Genomic DNA, 12,540 nt, shown 5'->3' on the forward strand with positions numbered 1-12,540 from the left:
TAAACCTCGCGGTCTTTCAAAGTTGTCTGCACATATTTTAGATGTATGCGCGCCATTAATCCCAGTCGCTTTTGCTGTCTGGCAGTGTGCGCTGGTCCTCAATCCAGGCATCCAGATCATCCCGCACCCACCCTTTTATGCCTGCCGTAATCGGTATAGGTCTGGGCAACTTACCAGCCGCCACTTCCCTGTCCAAAACGCCTGGAGAAATATCGAGATACTGAGCGGCTTTTTCACGCCGCATGATGCGCGGCCAATCAGGCATAACTGCCTTATGTCTGATACGTTGCTCTGTTGTCTGGCTCATCGTGCCTCTCCTAATTTGCGGATTAGATATCCAGCACTGTCATAGGCCTTGGCTGTGCGTTCTACTGCGGTAGTGGAAAGTCCAATCCCGTGTATTTCCCTCTCACGGGCTTTCAGTGTGTCGCAAACATTTGCACATCGCTCCCGCTCCCCCGCCAGCATGTCGCTGATCTGGGTAGGGGTGAGACAGGGGCCGACATAGGCCCATCCGATCAGGTCATATTCCTCAAGAGCATCATCCGGGCCTTCGTGATCGTATGATACCCAGACTTGATGCTCCGCTTTCCAGTAATAGACCAGTTCGTTTTTTTGACCATCTGGATCAACGTCAATGACGTGCTTGCCATCCCGATTGGGAAACATCGGCACGCCGGGCTGCTCTGGGGTGGGCCAGTTGGTAGGGGTAGTCATGACTGTTTGTCCTCATGCTCTGCAACTTTGAGCGCAACGGGTGGATGCGATCGTGTCCCAGCGCACCACAATTCAACGCTTCCGCCCTGATTGAGAATTTTGAGTTCTTCTGGCGTCGGCTCCCAGCGAGTAACAAGGCAGCCGTTTACACGGCGGGCAAACAAGTCGCGCACGCCGTCACGGCCTCCTCGCAAAACAACATCCGAGCCGGCAATGTTTAACGGGATCACGCCTTCTCTCCTGCGCGGGTGTTTCCTCTTTCTTGTGCGCGCACGGCAGCATTGTGCATTTTTGTAAATGCCTCCTCAAAAGGCATTCCTGACAAGACATTTTTCAAAACTTTAAAAATTATTGCCGCTTGCTCTTTCTCCGCCTTCGGCGGGATATTTTCACCTCCACAGTTGAAGGCCCGAGCATATTGGCCACATTCAAAGCACATAATTCCGAGCGCTTTCTCAATGTCTTCCGTCATAGCTTCGGGAAAGATCAAAGCCTTCAATTCCTCGCTCACGCTGCCTCCGCTTTCAAGGCTTTTGGGTTTGCCTGGGCAATGGATGCGATAATCTCCACGCCGCCCTTGCACAGTGCCCTGAAGCCAGGCGCGCAATGCTTGCTTTTGAATTCCTCCAGTTGCCACACTGGCAAAGTATCATCCCAAAACTCACGGGCATGAGCCGCCATTGTATCGGACAAAAGGCGCATGGCCTCGTTGGTTATGATGGAATCACTTTTGACAGCAGAGGCTGTGCTGACAATGTCCCAAACCTTGGGTGACTTCACTTCTCTTGTGCGGATGTGTACCACCCATGGATCCTGCTCCTTCTCGTCCAGGCTTGCACGGGAGGAATAGAGAACGCTGCCATCGTGGTCTTCGGGCGGTTGCTCCCGGCCGCAGATATAGGCGCCGCAGTAGAAGACATGCACGGGGCCGGGCTGCATGAAGGCCGGAATGCTTTCTTCCACCTCATAGATTTCCTGATTTTCAGTAAACATTTTCCCGAATTCAGGGCGGCGGCATGCCTCCAGAAATTTCTTTGGGAAGATGATATTGACTGGCTCGGTCACAGAGCCTTTTGGATCCCTGACCATTACCCAGGAAAAACGCGACTGGGCAGAGAGGATGATGCCGCCATCAGGATGCGGTGCGACATCAATGCCGAAAAACTGCTCGTTCCCCATATAGAGCAGAACGCTCCCTGTGGAGCACCACTCCGCCAACTGGACGGACGGAATCAGGAGTGCAAGATACCGCGCATCCGTTACCAGGGAAAATTTCTTGGTTTCTTCGGTCATTGATCATCCTCCAGTATTGCTTTGGCAGTACGCATCATTTTGACAGCACACCTCACGCCGGAAGGCTCTGCAATCTTCTCTAGCCCTCTGCGTAGTCGGCCGATGCGAGAATAGAGATCTGCAATAAGGACTTCTCGGGCAGCCATGTCCGCTGCATGATCTGCCTCCAGGACTACAGCTTTCCGTCCTAACGGAGATGCCTGCCGGTAAAGTCCTGTCATGGAGGGCTCAAGATTATTCCAGGGTAACGTGTCTGGCACATAGCCAATAACATGCGTTCTTGGTGCGCAGACCTCTGTCATAGGGTGACGTGTTGCGTCATTCTTGAATATCCAGACTTTTATATTCTTCCTGTATTCAAGAAATGATTTTACTACCCCTTTTCTATCGGTCCATTTGGTTTCAAACCGAATATTGATCTGGTTTGAATTGGGTGCATTATCGGCCCGCAGGATATGTACGCTTGCATATATAGATCGCGGATTTTGAGACACGAACAGGTCTCCGCTCATAATTTTCACGCTGCCTCCTTCTCCGCCGCCAACGGCTCTGCCTGGTTGCACCAGCCAATGATGCACTGGCGGCCGTCTTCGGTGTCCAGTTCGCACTCTTCAAAACGGATGCGCCAATGTGGGGCGGCCGTCAGGTCAACCTGATAGTATCCGTCTGCCTTTTTCTGCATTTCTAGCATCCATAGGCTTCGGCCATCCGTTTGCGGGCCTGCGCAGATCTGCTGGCTGCCACGTACTTCTCTGCGGCAATCACCAAACACGATCTGCCAGCCGGTAGCGTGGTCGGTCATGATGGCTTCAAACCGGCCACGGCCCGCGCCGGTTAGTGTAATTTGGTATCTGGGCATGCGCTGTAGTCAGGTAAGAGTATCAGGCTCTTTACCTTGTCGATATAAGCAGAGGTGACCGGCGTTTCGTTTCCCTTGCGCTTTCTCCTTACAGTTTCCGCAATAATCACCATAACTCTGAACAAAACCCTATCCCGCTCATCATCGGGAGCCATCATCACCACCTGGACGAGAGACTGACCTGCGGCGGTAATCAGTGCATTGAAAGTTCCGAGCGTATGCATGCCAGCGCTGGAAAATCCTGACGGATTTACTATTGCTGCTGTAGAAAGGAGAGCGACCTGATCATCAGGTTTTGCATTTTTGATAAGCTTGATGGTGTCCTTATAGGCATCCTCAAGAGCTTCAAGGGCTTCCTTCTGTTTCTTGCTCATGCTCATCACGCCACGCCTTCCACAACGCCCAGCACAAACCGGCTTAAGGGGCTGCGGCGGCGCACATGGTGCAAGCACAGGGCAGCGTCTGTATTGACGCTTTCTGCGTGCATGGCCGCGCCCATTTGCGCAATGTGTGCCAGCATCACCTGGCGGATATCGGGATCTGTCACCGTGCGGTGGACATGCTGCTCCAGCGCAGCCCGATACTGTTCAAATTGATAAGTATTTTCCACTTAAGCTTCCTTAACTAATTGCAAACAAAATATTTTTGTAATGTTTTCGTTTTTCTAACGTCTATGTTTGGGCATTTTGCCCAAGTCAGTGAAATAAGCGGAGATATTCCATGCCCCCATACCTCACACCGACCACGGAAGCCGCCTTGATCAACGCAGCATCCAGTATGACAGTAGAGTTTATGCGTCAGATGCACGATTTTTCTTCAAGAAACCCCGAAAAACGGAATGATTACCTGAATGAGAAATTTATCTCCTATTATTTCCGCAATATTCTGGCCGCATTACGTCAGAATTACATAGACGATCTTAGAGATGTAATCTCTCCCTGAGTGATCCATCCATCAGGCGGCCAGCAATAAGCGCCGCCTGAGTGCGGTAATTCTTTGCCACGGCAAACCAGACGCCCTCGCCATAGGGCATCTTGGCCTTGCGGCATCGCAAAGCCTGCCGGTCTGCTTCCTCCGCATGGGCCATAAGCTGCTGGGCAATGCCGCCATAAGTCAGGCCGGCATCGTCCAGGTCATCGCCGCAGGGCGTTATCAGAGCATGGCGTGTCATTCATTCCTCCATATAGGCGGACTGGTTGCCCAATCCGCCCATTTTCCCCATTCTCGTTGCGCCAGCAGAGTCGAGAAAGGAAAACCAGTGTCTAAAAAAGACCTCAAAACCGAAATTGAAGCAGCGCTTATTCAAGCGGCTGCAACAATCACTGCTGAATTTCTGCGAGCACATGAGAGAAACGAGCGCGCAGAAGATGATGGCAAAACAGAAAACAGGTCGAGCGACCTTAGCGTGATTTACAAAAAGGAAGCATTGAAGCAGACCTATAAAGAGCATTTTGATGCACTTCGTGAGGCTTACCTCGAAACCTACAAATAATATTCTGCCGATTTAACTTTTAACCTGCAGAATTACTCTGCCTGCGGCAAAATGCATTCCGTCTGGCTACGGATTTCAGCGATGGAAACCGTAACCAGATCTTCTACGCTCTCTCTTACAGCAAGAAGGGCAGAAGCCTCCAAACGATCGCTCTGAATAAACAGGCGTGTTATTTCTCGGGCCAGATCAAGCGCTTTCATTTTGCGATTGCTCACCAGAAAGGCAGCAGGGCTGGACGCTGCCCTCAAGCCACTTTCTGCTTCCTGCTCAATGGAATAGGGCACTTGCGTTTCTGGGCGGCCATGGCCGCTTTTTTTTTCAACCAGGACAAAGCCGCCATCGGTCGCTTCGATCAAATAGGTCCGTGACTCAGTCATTCATTCCTCCATCGCGTCGTGGCGATGGGACATAATGAGCAAAAATGCATACACTTTTCAAGAGCAAAAATGCTCATATCGGCAGAATCATCAATCCGCTAAAAAATTAATGTCAAATTTGACATTAAACCAAAAGGCTTCGTAGGACGGTAGAATGCAAAGATTTCAAGGGAATAAAGCGCTTATTTTAGCGCTGATATCTTTTACTCTAGGGGGGTGCGGATTTTATGAGCACAAACAGCCTCCTCAGTTCTATGGAGTCAGTGACCAAGATGCTGCCGCTTGTCGCTTGCAGGTGGCTCAGGCACTAGGTCCAGCACCTGAAACATTGAGTCGCACATTGGATCAGGTTGGGCAAAGGAGGTCTTTAATGAGTGATTGCTTAATATCAAAAGGCTATAAGCCAAATTCCATAGAATAATAATTTTACAAAATAAATTGTTATTGGTTACTCAAGCTTTATACTTTGAGTAACCAATCCAACTATACGGTATTCTGGGTGGCATCCATTATCGGGGAATTCATCTGAAAAACTATTCACCGGAAGAATTAGAGCTTGTGAATACTCAGGGTTTGTGCTTCGGGGCCATAATGCAACACGCCCATCTGCAAGTATTTCTATTTCTTTTATGGTGGCTTCCTCGTAGCCATCTACCTTCCTGACAACAATCACTTTTTCGCCAGTCTTAGGCCCACGGCCTAAATCATAAAATGAGACGGCTATCACTGTTGTTCCCGGCGGATAAAGAAGATTCATCGAATCTCCCAACACCTTGAACGCGCTGCGCTGCAAGCCTGCGTATCGCGGATCTGGCCCTACACTCACAAATTCGTCTGCCATCGCAAATGGACGCGCATATTCAGCTTGCCACAAACCTGCCTGCACAATGCCGACAACCGGGATCGCAGAGATCGGAACTGGAATAGCAGCGTCAACTTTTTCTGGGTTATCGCCAAAACGCGCTTTGATCTTTGCCTCAGTTGCCGCGCTCAGGCAATGGTCTGATTGGTCGCCCATAAAACGATACACTGTGCTGGCTGCACAGCCGCTTTCTCTGGCGATTTCGGTATAGCTTTTTCCGGTCGCCTGTTTAATGCGTTCTATCCACGCTTTTTGGCGGTTCCGTAGCTCATCTTGAATGTGCTGTTTCGACATATGAGCATTTTCGCACATACAAAAGGCGGAAGTATCGCTTAAAAAATGCTCTTTACTATGATCGTAAATGCTCATATCTAAGCAATTATGCATATCGTAACGCACTCTGACATTGAAGCTAAGGCTAAAGCCAATGGCATCTCCATGCGGCAGATATGTCTGAGGGCGGGTGTATCCGAAAGCACCCATACGCGGTGGAAATATGGGCGCTTGTCTCCACGGATCTGTGTCGTGGAACGTCTCGTCAACGCGCTCAATGATATCCTGGGCGAACAGAAAAGCAGTGATGAAGCAGCATGAAAACTCATGATCTCAACCGTACGCCTGCTGCCCCAGCCTGTCAGCCGGATGTTGTCCGTAGGCTCTTCCGCCACGCAGTTCTCAAGGTCCAGCGTGGCGGGTGCAAGATTATCTTATGGCTCTTACAGCCAGAGTTTGAGGACGTATCTGTCGAGCCTCGTCGCGTTCAGGCCTCAGTAAAAGAATTAAAAGAAACAATGATCAGGGAGTTTCGGTGATGCCTTTAAACGAGGCCGCTATTTGCTCGAATATCTCCCTGCCTTCAGCGTCTTTCTCGTTCTTGGCGAGTTCTTCTAAAGCTTCTGTAGCAGTGTTTATAGCTTCAGGACTTGCGTGCGTTACCAATGCACCAAGAACTGCTTTTTGCGCGAAATTAAACCACATGAGACGTTCCATCATAGAGCGCAAATCCTCGATCGTTTCCCATATCGCGCGGGTAGCGGGCGGTAGGCTGCTAAAGTCTTTTTTTGCCACGGAATCGTCCTTTCATGTTTGTTGCAATCACATGATGGACGGCGTGGGCAGCGGTGACAACACTGCTGCCCACAATGCTGGGGAGTGCCGCTGATGCACGTTGCAGCCATAAAAACAGCCACCATAGAAGCCATAGAGCGCAATGGAGGCCCATTCGCGCTGGAACATTCATCGGCCATTCGTGTCGGTAAATCCCAGATAAGCGACTACCAGAACCGCAATAAACCGCAGGTTGTTCCGGTTGATGTTGCTATTGAGCTGGACCGGCTTGCTCAGGCGCCGCTCATCCTTGCAGCCATGGCACGGGCTGAAGGATATGATCTTATCCCGTCCAACCTCAAAGCGCATGGATATGTCCCGCGTGATCTTGCCAAATATGCCAAGTCCACCAGCGAGGTTTTACAAGTAGGTTTGGACAGCATTGCAGATGGCGAGGTGAGCGTGGCAGAGGCGCATGAGATCCTTGACCAGATCAATAAGTCACGCATTATCTCGGACCATATTGGTGCCGCCATGCACAAGATTATCCGGGATAACAAGCCGCACATTATTTCCAGAAGCTCGAACAGTGGTGCAGTCTGATGGTGCGCCCAGCCATAGAGTGGCGTGAACTGGACGGCACACTCCGCCGGATGGATCGGGCTGGCCTGAGCATCAAGCGTCAGGCCCGCAAACTGCAAGTTTCGGAACGCGCCGTTTATCAGCGCCGCTCCGCTCTGGGGCTTGGTCGTAAACGCAAAAATCAGGAGCCAACGGCTCATGCTTAAAACAGCCATAACGGTCCGCACATTTGGCGAGCGGGCTTTGCCTGGGCGGCATCTTATTATCTGTCGGCCTCTCAATGCTGATGCATTAGCCAAAAGTTGCCGGATCCGGCCTGATCAGTCGCAGCAGGTCCGTGTGTCCTCCGGCTTTAGCTGGCGGCCTCTGTCCTTGGGTGGAGGTCGTGAAAATGGATGATCTTCTGCTCAAGGGTTTGGATTTTGCAGCCCGTATCAATGCCGCAACGCGCAAGGCTGGTGGCGCAGCAGCCTTTGCGCGCCAGCATGGCTTAAAGCCGCAGGCCGTGCGTGATGCTGTGGCGCTCAAGGTTATTGGGGATGATGTCGCCAAAGCCCTTGGCCTGATCAAGGTTCTGCGTTATCCAGTCCTAGCTCAAGCCAATCGCCTTGCGACAGGGTGGGAAATTCAAGAAAATCTGAATAGTTTTATCCGCAGATGCGGCTCTCAGCGTGCGGCCGCACCAGAATTTGGCATATCTGAGCAGCACCTCTCCAACATCCTCAACGGTGTGCGTGGCTTTGCGCCTGTTCTGGCTCGCCTGGGCTACGGTCCGCCTGTTGTCCGCTTTGCCCTGGCGAAGGTCGCGGCATGAGCAAACAGAAACTATCTGCTGCGGAACTGTCTGCCATGCTGGCACAAGGCATGGAACAATTGGCCCGTGAGGTGCTGCCGGGTGGTCGCAGAAACGGTGCGGAATGGCAGTGTGGATCTGTGGCGGGTGAAGCAGGAAAATCTCTGGCTGTGCATCTGTATGGGCCAAAGGCAGGCATCTGGAAGGATTTTGCATCTGGCCAGTCGGGTGATGCGCTGGATCTGATTGCCGCCAGCCTGACAGGCGGAGATCTGTCAGAGGCTTATCGGTGGGGATCAAGCTGGTTGGGGCTGACAGATGAGACAGTTGCCGTCCGCCGTGCGGAAATTAAAAAGAAATGCGAAAAGGCGGAGAAAGCCCAGCAAGAATATGAAAAAAACAACCGTGCGACGGCCCGCAAACTATGGCTGGACGCCCGGCCGGATATCATCGGTTCGCCTGTCGATGCCTACCTGAAAGGCCGTGGCATAGACCTGCGCAAGCTGGACCATGCGCCAGGTGCGCTCCGATTTGCGCCTGAGCATTATTGCCATGAAATCCGTGCTCCATTGCCCGCCATGCTGGCTGCCATCTCCAATCTGGAGGGCAAGATCATTGCCTTGCACCAGACATGGCTCGGCCAGCATGGTGGTCAATGGACCAAAGCCAAGCTGCAATGCGCCAAAAAGGTGCGCGGCAGAATGTCTGGCGGGTTTATCCCGCTCCGCAAAGGTGCAGCAGGTACCACGCTAAAACAGATCAAGCCGGGCGAAACAGTAGCGATTGGGGAGGGTATCGAAACCTGCCTGTCAGTTGCACTGGCCTGCCCGGAACTGCGGATCCTCGCCGCAGTCTCTCTCTCAAATCTCGGCTCAGTCCAACTGCCAGATACGGCAACAGATGTGCTGATACTGGCGGATCGTGATGAAGCGCCCGCTGCGCAGCAGGGTCTCCGCAAAGCAATAGATCAATTCTTGCAGGCGGACCGCAGCGTGCGCGTAGCAAAGCCGCCCAAAGGTAAGGATTTTAATGATGTCCTCGGGTGATGCATTATCGGATATCAGGGCCGCCGTTCACTCGGCCGATAGGCATTTTCAAATCATTGATGGTGGCAAAGACAAAAAAGGCGGCGGTGGCCCGCCTGAAGCGCCGCAGCAGGAAGAAGATTGCCCGGTTGTGACAATCGGCCATCTGGACGGTGCTTTTTATTTTCTGGATCGCGTTGGCCAGTTGCGTGTGCTCAAGGCATCGCAAATGACGCGCCGTGCCGATCTGGTGGCGCTGTTCGGCGGTAATATCTCGTGGCTCAAAGCCAAATTCCCAAAAACAACCAAAATAAAAGAGAAAGGTCAGGACGGTGAGGAAACTAGCCGCGATGTTGTTGTTGATTTTAAAATCAATCATGCCGCCGAGTATCTCCAGCGTGAGTGCTTTCGCGCCGGTTTGTATGGTGATCATATCCAGATCAGGCGTCCAGGCGTATGGCCTGATCCGAAAGGTATGCCAATTGTGCATTGTGGTGATCGCGTGTTGGTTGGTGCCAGGTTGGAGCGGCCGGGCACGCGCATCGGCAATCAGATCTGGGCCGCAGCCGCACCTGAGCCGCGCCCCGCAGCCCCATGTGGTGCAGTGGAGGCGCGTGCGCTCCAACAAAGTATCCGTGATCTCTGGAATTTCCGTATTCCGGGCAGTGATGTCATTGTTATGGGCATGCTGGCGTGCGCTTATTATGGTGCGGCTATTCCGTGGCGGCCAGCCGGTTTCTTAACTGGTGGCGCGGGTTGCGGTAAATCATCGCTTCTGGAGGTGCTGAAAAACGCTATCCCTCTCAAGTTTGCAACCAATGATGCCTCAAAGGCCGGAATTGAACAGACGGTTGATGGCCGTGCAATACCGATGCTTGTTGATGAGGCCTCAGACCGCGTTGATCAGCGCGCGGCCCGTGCCCTGCTAGATCTAGTGCTGTCTGCTACGGGCGGCGAAGGTACTAAAGGTGCGCGTGGTGGCTCGGATGGTATCGCCCGCAAGATCTCTGTGGCCGGTAGCATCATCATGGCATCCATCAGGCCACCAGACATGGAGGCACAGCATCTGGGCAGATTTACGATTGTTGAGATGGTTGCTGCCCATAAGGGGGCTGATCATACGGCAGAGCATCGTGATCTAGCAGCATGGGGTAAGGATATTGGGCCAGCCATGTGGGGCCGCGCCATCGCTGCGTGGGAGCGTTACCGCGAGGCGCGTATCATCCTCCGTGCCGCCATCGGTAAGGCAGGGTGCCAGCCACGCGAAATGGATCAAATGGGCTCCCTGTTGGCCGGATGGTGGACTCTCACCCACGATCATGTGCCTGCAGAAAGCGAGGCTGATGATGCTGTGCAGGGCGTGATTGGATATATCCGCAGTGCTGATCAGGTCATGACGCAAAGCGGCACGCAGCAGATGATTGATTTCCTCCTGTCCCAAAAGGTGCAAATGAACCGCTCCACGGACAGACAGCCGCTCAACGTGCTGATCAGCCGGATGTTGGAGCCTGATAGGCCGCGCATGCAAGAAGATGCAGAATTTCAGGACGTGGGCTATTCGCGTGATAATGTTGCGGCGGTCCTGGCAAGTTACGGTATCCGGGTTGTGAGAGCTGATGAGCCAAAAGGACGAAGTGGGAAACCTGCATTGCGGGCAAGTGATGGTGATGGATTGTGGATATGGCCGCGTAACGCTATGCTGGCCGCTTTGTTCAAGGATACAGTATTCGCTGGCCAAAAATACATGTATGAGTTTACCAGGCTGGAGAGTTACCGTCCCGCGCCCAAAAACAAGGATGGGACAGAGAAGGCTGTTGGCATCGGCAAAATGAAGCACAAGGGCTGCTTCTGGGTTCGGTGCTGCGAATTGGGCCTGTCAGATGATGGCGAATAACGCCGAAACGGAACTAGGGAACTTAATGGGAACGTAACGGGTTCCCTTTAGTTGCTGTATTTTCCTAAAGGGAACCAAAATCCACTAACGGAACCAATATCCGCGCCTCACGGAGAAAACTGTTTCTCGCCCTCTTGTTCCGTGAGAGAACAGCGGTTCCCTTGGTTCCTTAGTTCCCTTTCTTTCTAACTTATTGATATATATAGATAATAAAGGGAACCGAAAGGGAACCAGATGGGAACCAACGGAACGCCAGCAGAAATGATTGCCTGCAAACCAATGAGCGGGGCCGAAATGGCCCATGCAGTGGAGCATCGCCTGTTTGAGGCCGGATTTACCCTGGCCTGCCTGCCAGCCCATGGCATCCGTCCGTCCAGTCGCTGTGCTGCATGGGGCGAAACTCTGATGGATCTGGATGATCTGCTCTCCCTCACTGCTGAAAGTGAAATCCGTCCGCCGATGCCCTCAGCCGCTGCCATCAGTCGTATGGATGAGGCATTTGACTGGGTGCAGTCCATTCAGGACGCCGGGCATCGCCGCGTCGTTCTGCTCTGGATGATGATCCACCCGCTGACACGCCGCCATAGATACAGTTGGCGACAGATTGGTGATACGATGAGCAGCAATCATGTCACGGTAAAAAGCTGGTTTCACAAAGGGTTATCGTCCATCACGAAAAAAATTTACGCCTGACTGCATTTTTCTCTTTCCAAACTTTCCAAAATGCAGTGTTTTAAGGACCATGATGTGGGGTCGTGCAGCCAAGAGGCTACGCGGCCTTTTTTTATGCCCGGAGCACAGCAATGGCACCACGCCTCAAATGCCTGCCTCCTGGACTAGCCACCATAGACACGCGCATTGCGCAGCCGCCGCCAAAGCAGGCTGATCCGTTTTATCTCACCAAGCCTTGGCGGGATCTGATGCGTCAGCTCACTGCCGCACGGGGAAATGTCTGTCAGGAATGTGGCCGGTCAGGTGTCCGCCTCTTTGGCGACCACGTCCAGGAACTCAAGGATGGTGGCGCTCCGCTGGATCCAGCCAACATCCGGCTGGTCTGCGGATCGTGTCACACCAAAAAAACGGCCAAAGCCCGTGCCGCCCGGATGCGGGAACGGTATCATCGTTGAAAAACGGCAGAAATCTCCGGATTTTCATGATCTGACATGGCCGCTCGGCTAGGGGTGGGGGTGGGTTAAATCTTCACAGCCCCATGGGCACCCTAACCGCGCCAGGGGCACGCGCAGATTTTTCAGACAGTTTTGAAAACAATCAAAGAAATCAAAGGAGATGTTTAGATGGCACGCGGTGGTGCTCGTCCTGGTGCTGGCCGAAAGAAAAAGGTCATCGCGCCGGAATATAGCGGCCCGCACATTGAAAACTATGCGACCCTGACACCATTCGCCTATTGGCTGGCGGTTTTGCGGGATCCACTTGCGCCTCCTAGCTGGAGGCTAATGGCGTCAGACAAGCTTGCTCCTTACATGCATGCGCGCCTAGCGCCGAAACAATCTGAGATGGGGCAAGGGGAACTGCCCCTTGAAGATCAATCTGCGGAGAAGTCAGTCTTTTCGGCGCTCCCCGCACCTATGAGGCACTGAT

General features: G+C 52.7%; 24 protein-coding genes. 10 read left to right on the plus strand and 14 right to left on the minus strand.

Translation table 11 applies throughout. The features are described from left to right. Window positions 1-55: 55 nt before the first annotated feature. The 9 genes from QWU00_RS03960 to QWU00_RS04000 form a co-directional block, all read right to left on the minus strand. Window positions 56-307: a helix-turn-helix transcriptional regulator gene (locus QWU00_RS03960; protein WP_035382296.1), complete on the minus strand. Its 252-nt coding sequence runs from the start codon at window positions 305-307 to the stop codon at window positions 56-58. Next, window positions 304-717, minus strand: coding sequence for a hypothetical protein (locus QWU00_RS03965; RefSeq protein WP_035382297.1), 414 nt, complete (start codon window positions 715-717; stop codon window positions 304-306). The genes QWU00_RS03960 and QWU00_RS03965 overlap by 4 nt, the downstream gene beginning before the upstream one ends. Further along, window positions 714-947: a hypothetical protein gene (locus QWU00_RS03970; protein ID WP_035382298.1), complete on the minus strand. Its 234-nt coding sequence runs from the start codon at window positions 945-947 to the stop codon at window positions 714-716. The genes QWU00_RS03965 and QWU00_RS03970 overlap by 4 nt, the downstream gene beginning before the upstream one ends. Beyond that, the gene (locus QWU00_RS03975; RefSeq protein ID WP_035382299.1) at window positions 944-1,228 is read right to left on the minus strand and encodes a hypothetical protein; all 285 of its coding nucleotides are present in this window, start codon (window positions 1,226-1,228) and stop codon (window positions 944-946) included. Before QWU00_RS03975 ends, QWU00_RS03970 begins: the two co-directional genes overlap by 4 nt. Then, on the minus strand, window positions 1,225-1,896 hold the full coding sequence (locus tag QWU00_RS03980; RefSeq protein WP_150395612.1) for a hypothetical protein: 672 nt from the start codon (window positions 1,894-1,896) through the stop codon (window positions 1,225-1,227). Before QWU00_RS03980 ends, QWU00_RS03975 begins: the two co-directional genes overlap by 4 nt. Window positions 1,897-2,006: 110 nt before the next feature. After that, the gene (locus tag QWU00_RS03985; RefSeq protein ID WP_035382301.1) at window positions 2,007-2,531 is read right to left on the minus strand and encodes a hypothetical protein; all 525 of its coding nucleotides are present in this window, start codon (window positions 2,529-2,531) and stop codon (window positions 2,007-2,009) included. Further along, a complete protein-coding gene (locus tag QWU00_RS03990; protein ID WP_035382302.1) occupies window positions 2,528-2,869 on the minus strand; it encodes a hypothetical protein in 342 nt (113 codons plus the stop codon). The genes QWU00_RS03985 and QWU00_RS03990 overlap by 4 nt, the downstream gene beginning before the upstream one ends. Further along, window positions 2,845-3,243 carry a hypothetical protein gene (locus tag QWU00_RS03995; RefSeq protein WP_150395611.1) on the minus strand — a complete coding sequence of 133 codons (399 nt, stop codon included), beginning with the start codon at window positions 3,241-3,243 and terminating at the stop codon, window positions 2,845-2,847. The genes QWU00_RS03990 and QWU00_RS03995 overlap by 25 nt, the downstream gene beginning before the upstream one ends. 5 nt (window positions 3,244-3,248) lie before the next feature. Further along, a complete protein-coding gene (locus QWU00_RS04000; RefSeq protein WP_035382304.1) occupies window positions 3,249-3,479 on the minus strand; it encodes a hypothetical protein in 231 nt (76 codons plus the stop codon). 110 nt (window positions 3,480-3,589) lie between these two features. On the opposite strand from QWU00_RS04000, the gene QWU00_RS04005 reads away from it, so the two are divergent. Then, window positions 3,590-3,811, plus strand: a complete 222-nt coding sequence (locus QWU00_RS04005) for a hypothetical protein (protein WP_150395610.1) — start codon at window positions 3,590-3,592, stop codon at window positions 3,809-3,811. Here the strand turns inward: QWU00_RS04005 and QWU00_RS04010 are convergent. Continuing rightward, a complete protein-coding gene (locus QWU00_RS04010; protein WP_035382305.1) occupies window positions 3,789-4,040 on the minus strand; it encodes a hypothetical protein in 252 nt (83 codons plus the stop codon). The two genes, QWU00_RS04005 and QWU00_RS04010, sit on opposite strands and share 23 nt — an antisense overlap. An 87-nt stretch (window positions 4,041-4,127) precedes the next feature. On the opposite strand from QWU00_RS04010, the gene QWU00_RS04015 reads away from it, so the two are divergent. Next, complete coding sequence (locus tag QWU00_RS04015) at window positions 4,128-4,361, plus strand: hypothetical protein (protein WP_035382306.1); 234 nt, start codon at window positions 4,128-4,130, stop codon at window positions 4,359-4,361. A gap of 32 nt (window positions 4,362-4,393) precedes the next feature. On the opposite strand, the gene QWU00_RS04020 is transcribed toward QWU00_RS04015, so the two are convergent. The 3 genes from QWU00_RS04020 to QWU00_RS04030 all read right to left on the minus strand — a co-directional run bounded on the left by QWU00_RS04020 (window position 4,394) and on the right by QWU00_RS04030 (window position 6,668). Next, entirely contained in the window at window positions 4,394-4,738 is a 345-nt protein-coding gene (locus QWU00_RS04020; protein ID WP_052051550.1) for a hypothetical protein, read from the minus strand. A gap of 448 nt (window positions 4,739-5,186) precedes the next feature. Then, window positions 5,187-5,969 carry a LexA family protein gene (locus tag QWU00_RS04025; RefSeq protein ID WP_166443792.1) on the minus strand — a complete coding sequence of 261 codons (783 nt, stop codon included), beginning with the start codon at window positions 5,967-5,969 and terminating at the stop codon, window positions 5,187-5,189. A gap of 426 nt (window positions 5,970-6,395) precedes the next feature. Beyond that, window positions 6,396-6,668: a hypothetical protein gene (locus QWU00_RS04030; RefSeq protein ID WP_035382309.1), complete on the minus strand. Its 273-nt coding sequence runs from the start codon at window positions 6,666-6,668 to the stop codon at window positions 6,396-6,398. A gap of 93 nt (window positions 6,669-6,761) precedes the next feature. Here QWU00_RS04030 and QWU00_RS04035 point away from each other — a divergent pair, with 93 nt between their 5' ends. The 4 genes from QWU00_RS04035 to QWU00_RS04050 all read left to right on the plus strand — a co-directional run bounded on the left by QWU00_RS04035 (window position 6,762) and on the right by QWU00_RS04050 (window position 9,068). Next, window positions 6,762-7,250 (plus strand): hypothetical protein, encoded by a 489-nt coding sequence (locus tag QWU00_RS04035; RefSeq protein ID WP_035382310.1) that lies wholly within the window; start codon window positions 6,762-6,764, stop codon window positions 7,248-7,250. After that, window positions 7,250-7,435 (plus strand): hypothetical protein, encoded by a 186-nt coding sequence (locus tag QWU00_RS04040; protein ID WP_035382311.1) that lies wholly within the window; start codon window positions 7,250-7,252, stop codon window positions 7,433-7,435. The genes QWU00_RS04035 and QWU00_RS04040 overlap by 1 nt, the downstream gene beginning before the upstream one ends. Window positions 7,436-7,620: 185 nt before the next feature. Next, the gene (locus tag QWU00_RS04045; RefSeq protein ID WP_035382313.1) at window positions 7,621-8,043 is read left to right on the plus strand and encodes a hypothetical protein; all 423 of its coding nucleotides are present in this window, start codon (window positions 7,621-7,623) and stop codon (window positions 8,041-8,043) included. Further along, window positions 8,040-9,068, plus strand: a complete 1,029-nt coding sequence (locus QWU00_RS04050; protein WP_231551914.1) for a DUF7146 domain-containing protein — start codon at window positions 8,040-8,042, stop codon at window positions 9,066-9,068. Before QWU00_RS04045 ends, QWU00_RS04050 begins: the two co-directional genes overlap by 4 nt. A gap of 4 nt (window positions 9,069-9,072) precedes the next feature. Here the strand turns inward: QWU00_RS04050 and QWU00_RS04055 are convergent, their stop codons facing one another. Then, window positions 9,073-9,480, minus strand: a complete 408-nt coding sequence (locus QWU00_RS04055; RefSeq protein WP_187668689.1) for a hypothetical protein — start codon at window positions 9,478-9,480, stop codon at window positions 9,073-9,075. Between the two features lie 42 nt (window positions 9,481-9,522). Here QWU00_RS04055 and QWU00_RS04060 point away from each other — a divergent pair, with 42 nt between their 5' ends. The 4 genes from QWU00_RS04060 to QWU00_RS04075 all read left to right on the plus strand — a co-directional run bounded on the left by QWU00_RS04060 (window position 9,523) and on the right by QWU00_RS04075 (window position 12,539). Continuing rightward, window positions 9,523-10,941: an ATP-binding protein gene (locus tag QWU00_RS04060; RefSeq protein ID WP_187668688.1), complete on the plus strand. Its 1,419-nt coding sequence runs from the start codon at window positions 9,523-9,525 to the stop codon at window positions 10,939-10,941. A gap of 234 nt (window positions 10,942-11,175) precedes the next feature. Next, window positions 11,176-11,634, plus strand: a complete 459-nt coding sequence (locus tag QWU00_RS04065) for a DUF6362 family protein (protein ID WP_231551915.1) — start codon at window positions 11,176-11,178, stop codon at window positions 11,632-11,634. Window positions 11,635-11,744: 110 nt separating this feature from the next. Next, window positions 11,745-12,068, plus strand: a complete 324-nt coding sequence (locus QWU00_RS04070; protein WP_035382339.1) for an HNH endonuclease signature motif containing protein — start codon at window positions 11,745-11,747, stop codon at window positions 12,066-12,068. A gap of 168 nt (window positions 12,069-12,236) precedes the next feature. Continuing rightward, a complete protein-coding gene (locus QWU00_RS04075) occupies window positions 12,237-12,539 on the plus strand; it encodes a hypothetical protein (protein WP_035382315.1) in 303 nt (100 codons plus the stop codon). The last annotated feature ends 1 nt before the right edge of the window (window position 12,540 follow it).

The sequence above is a fragment of the Acetobacter tropicalis genome (genome assembly GCF_030644465.1).
Lineage (GTDB): Bacteria > Pseudomonadota > Alphaproteobacteria > Acetobacterales > Acetobacteraceae > Acetobacter > Acetobacter tropicalis.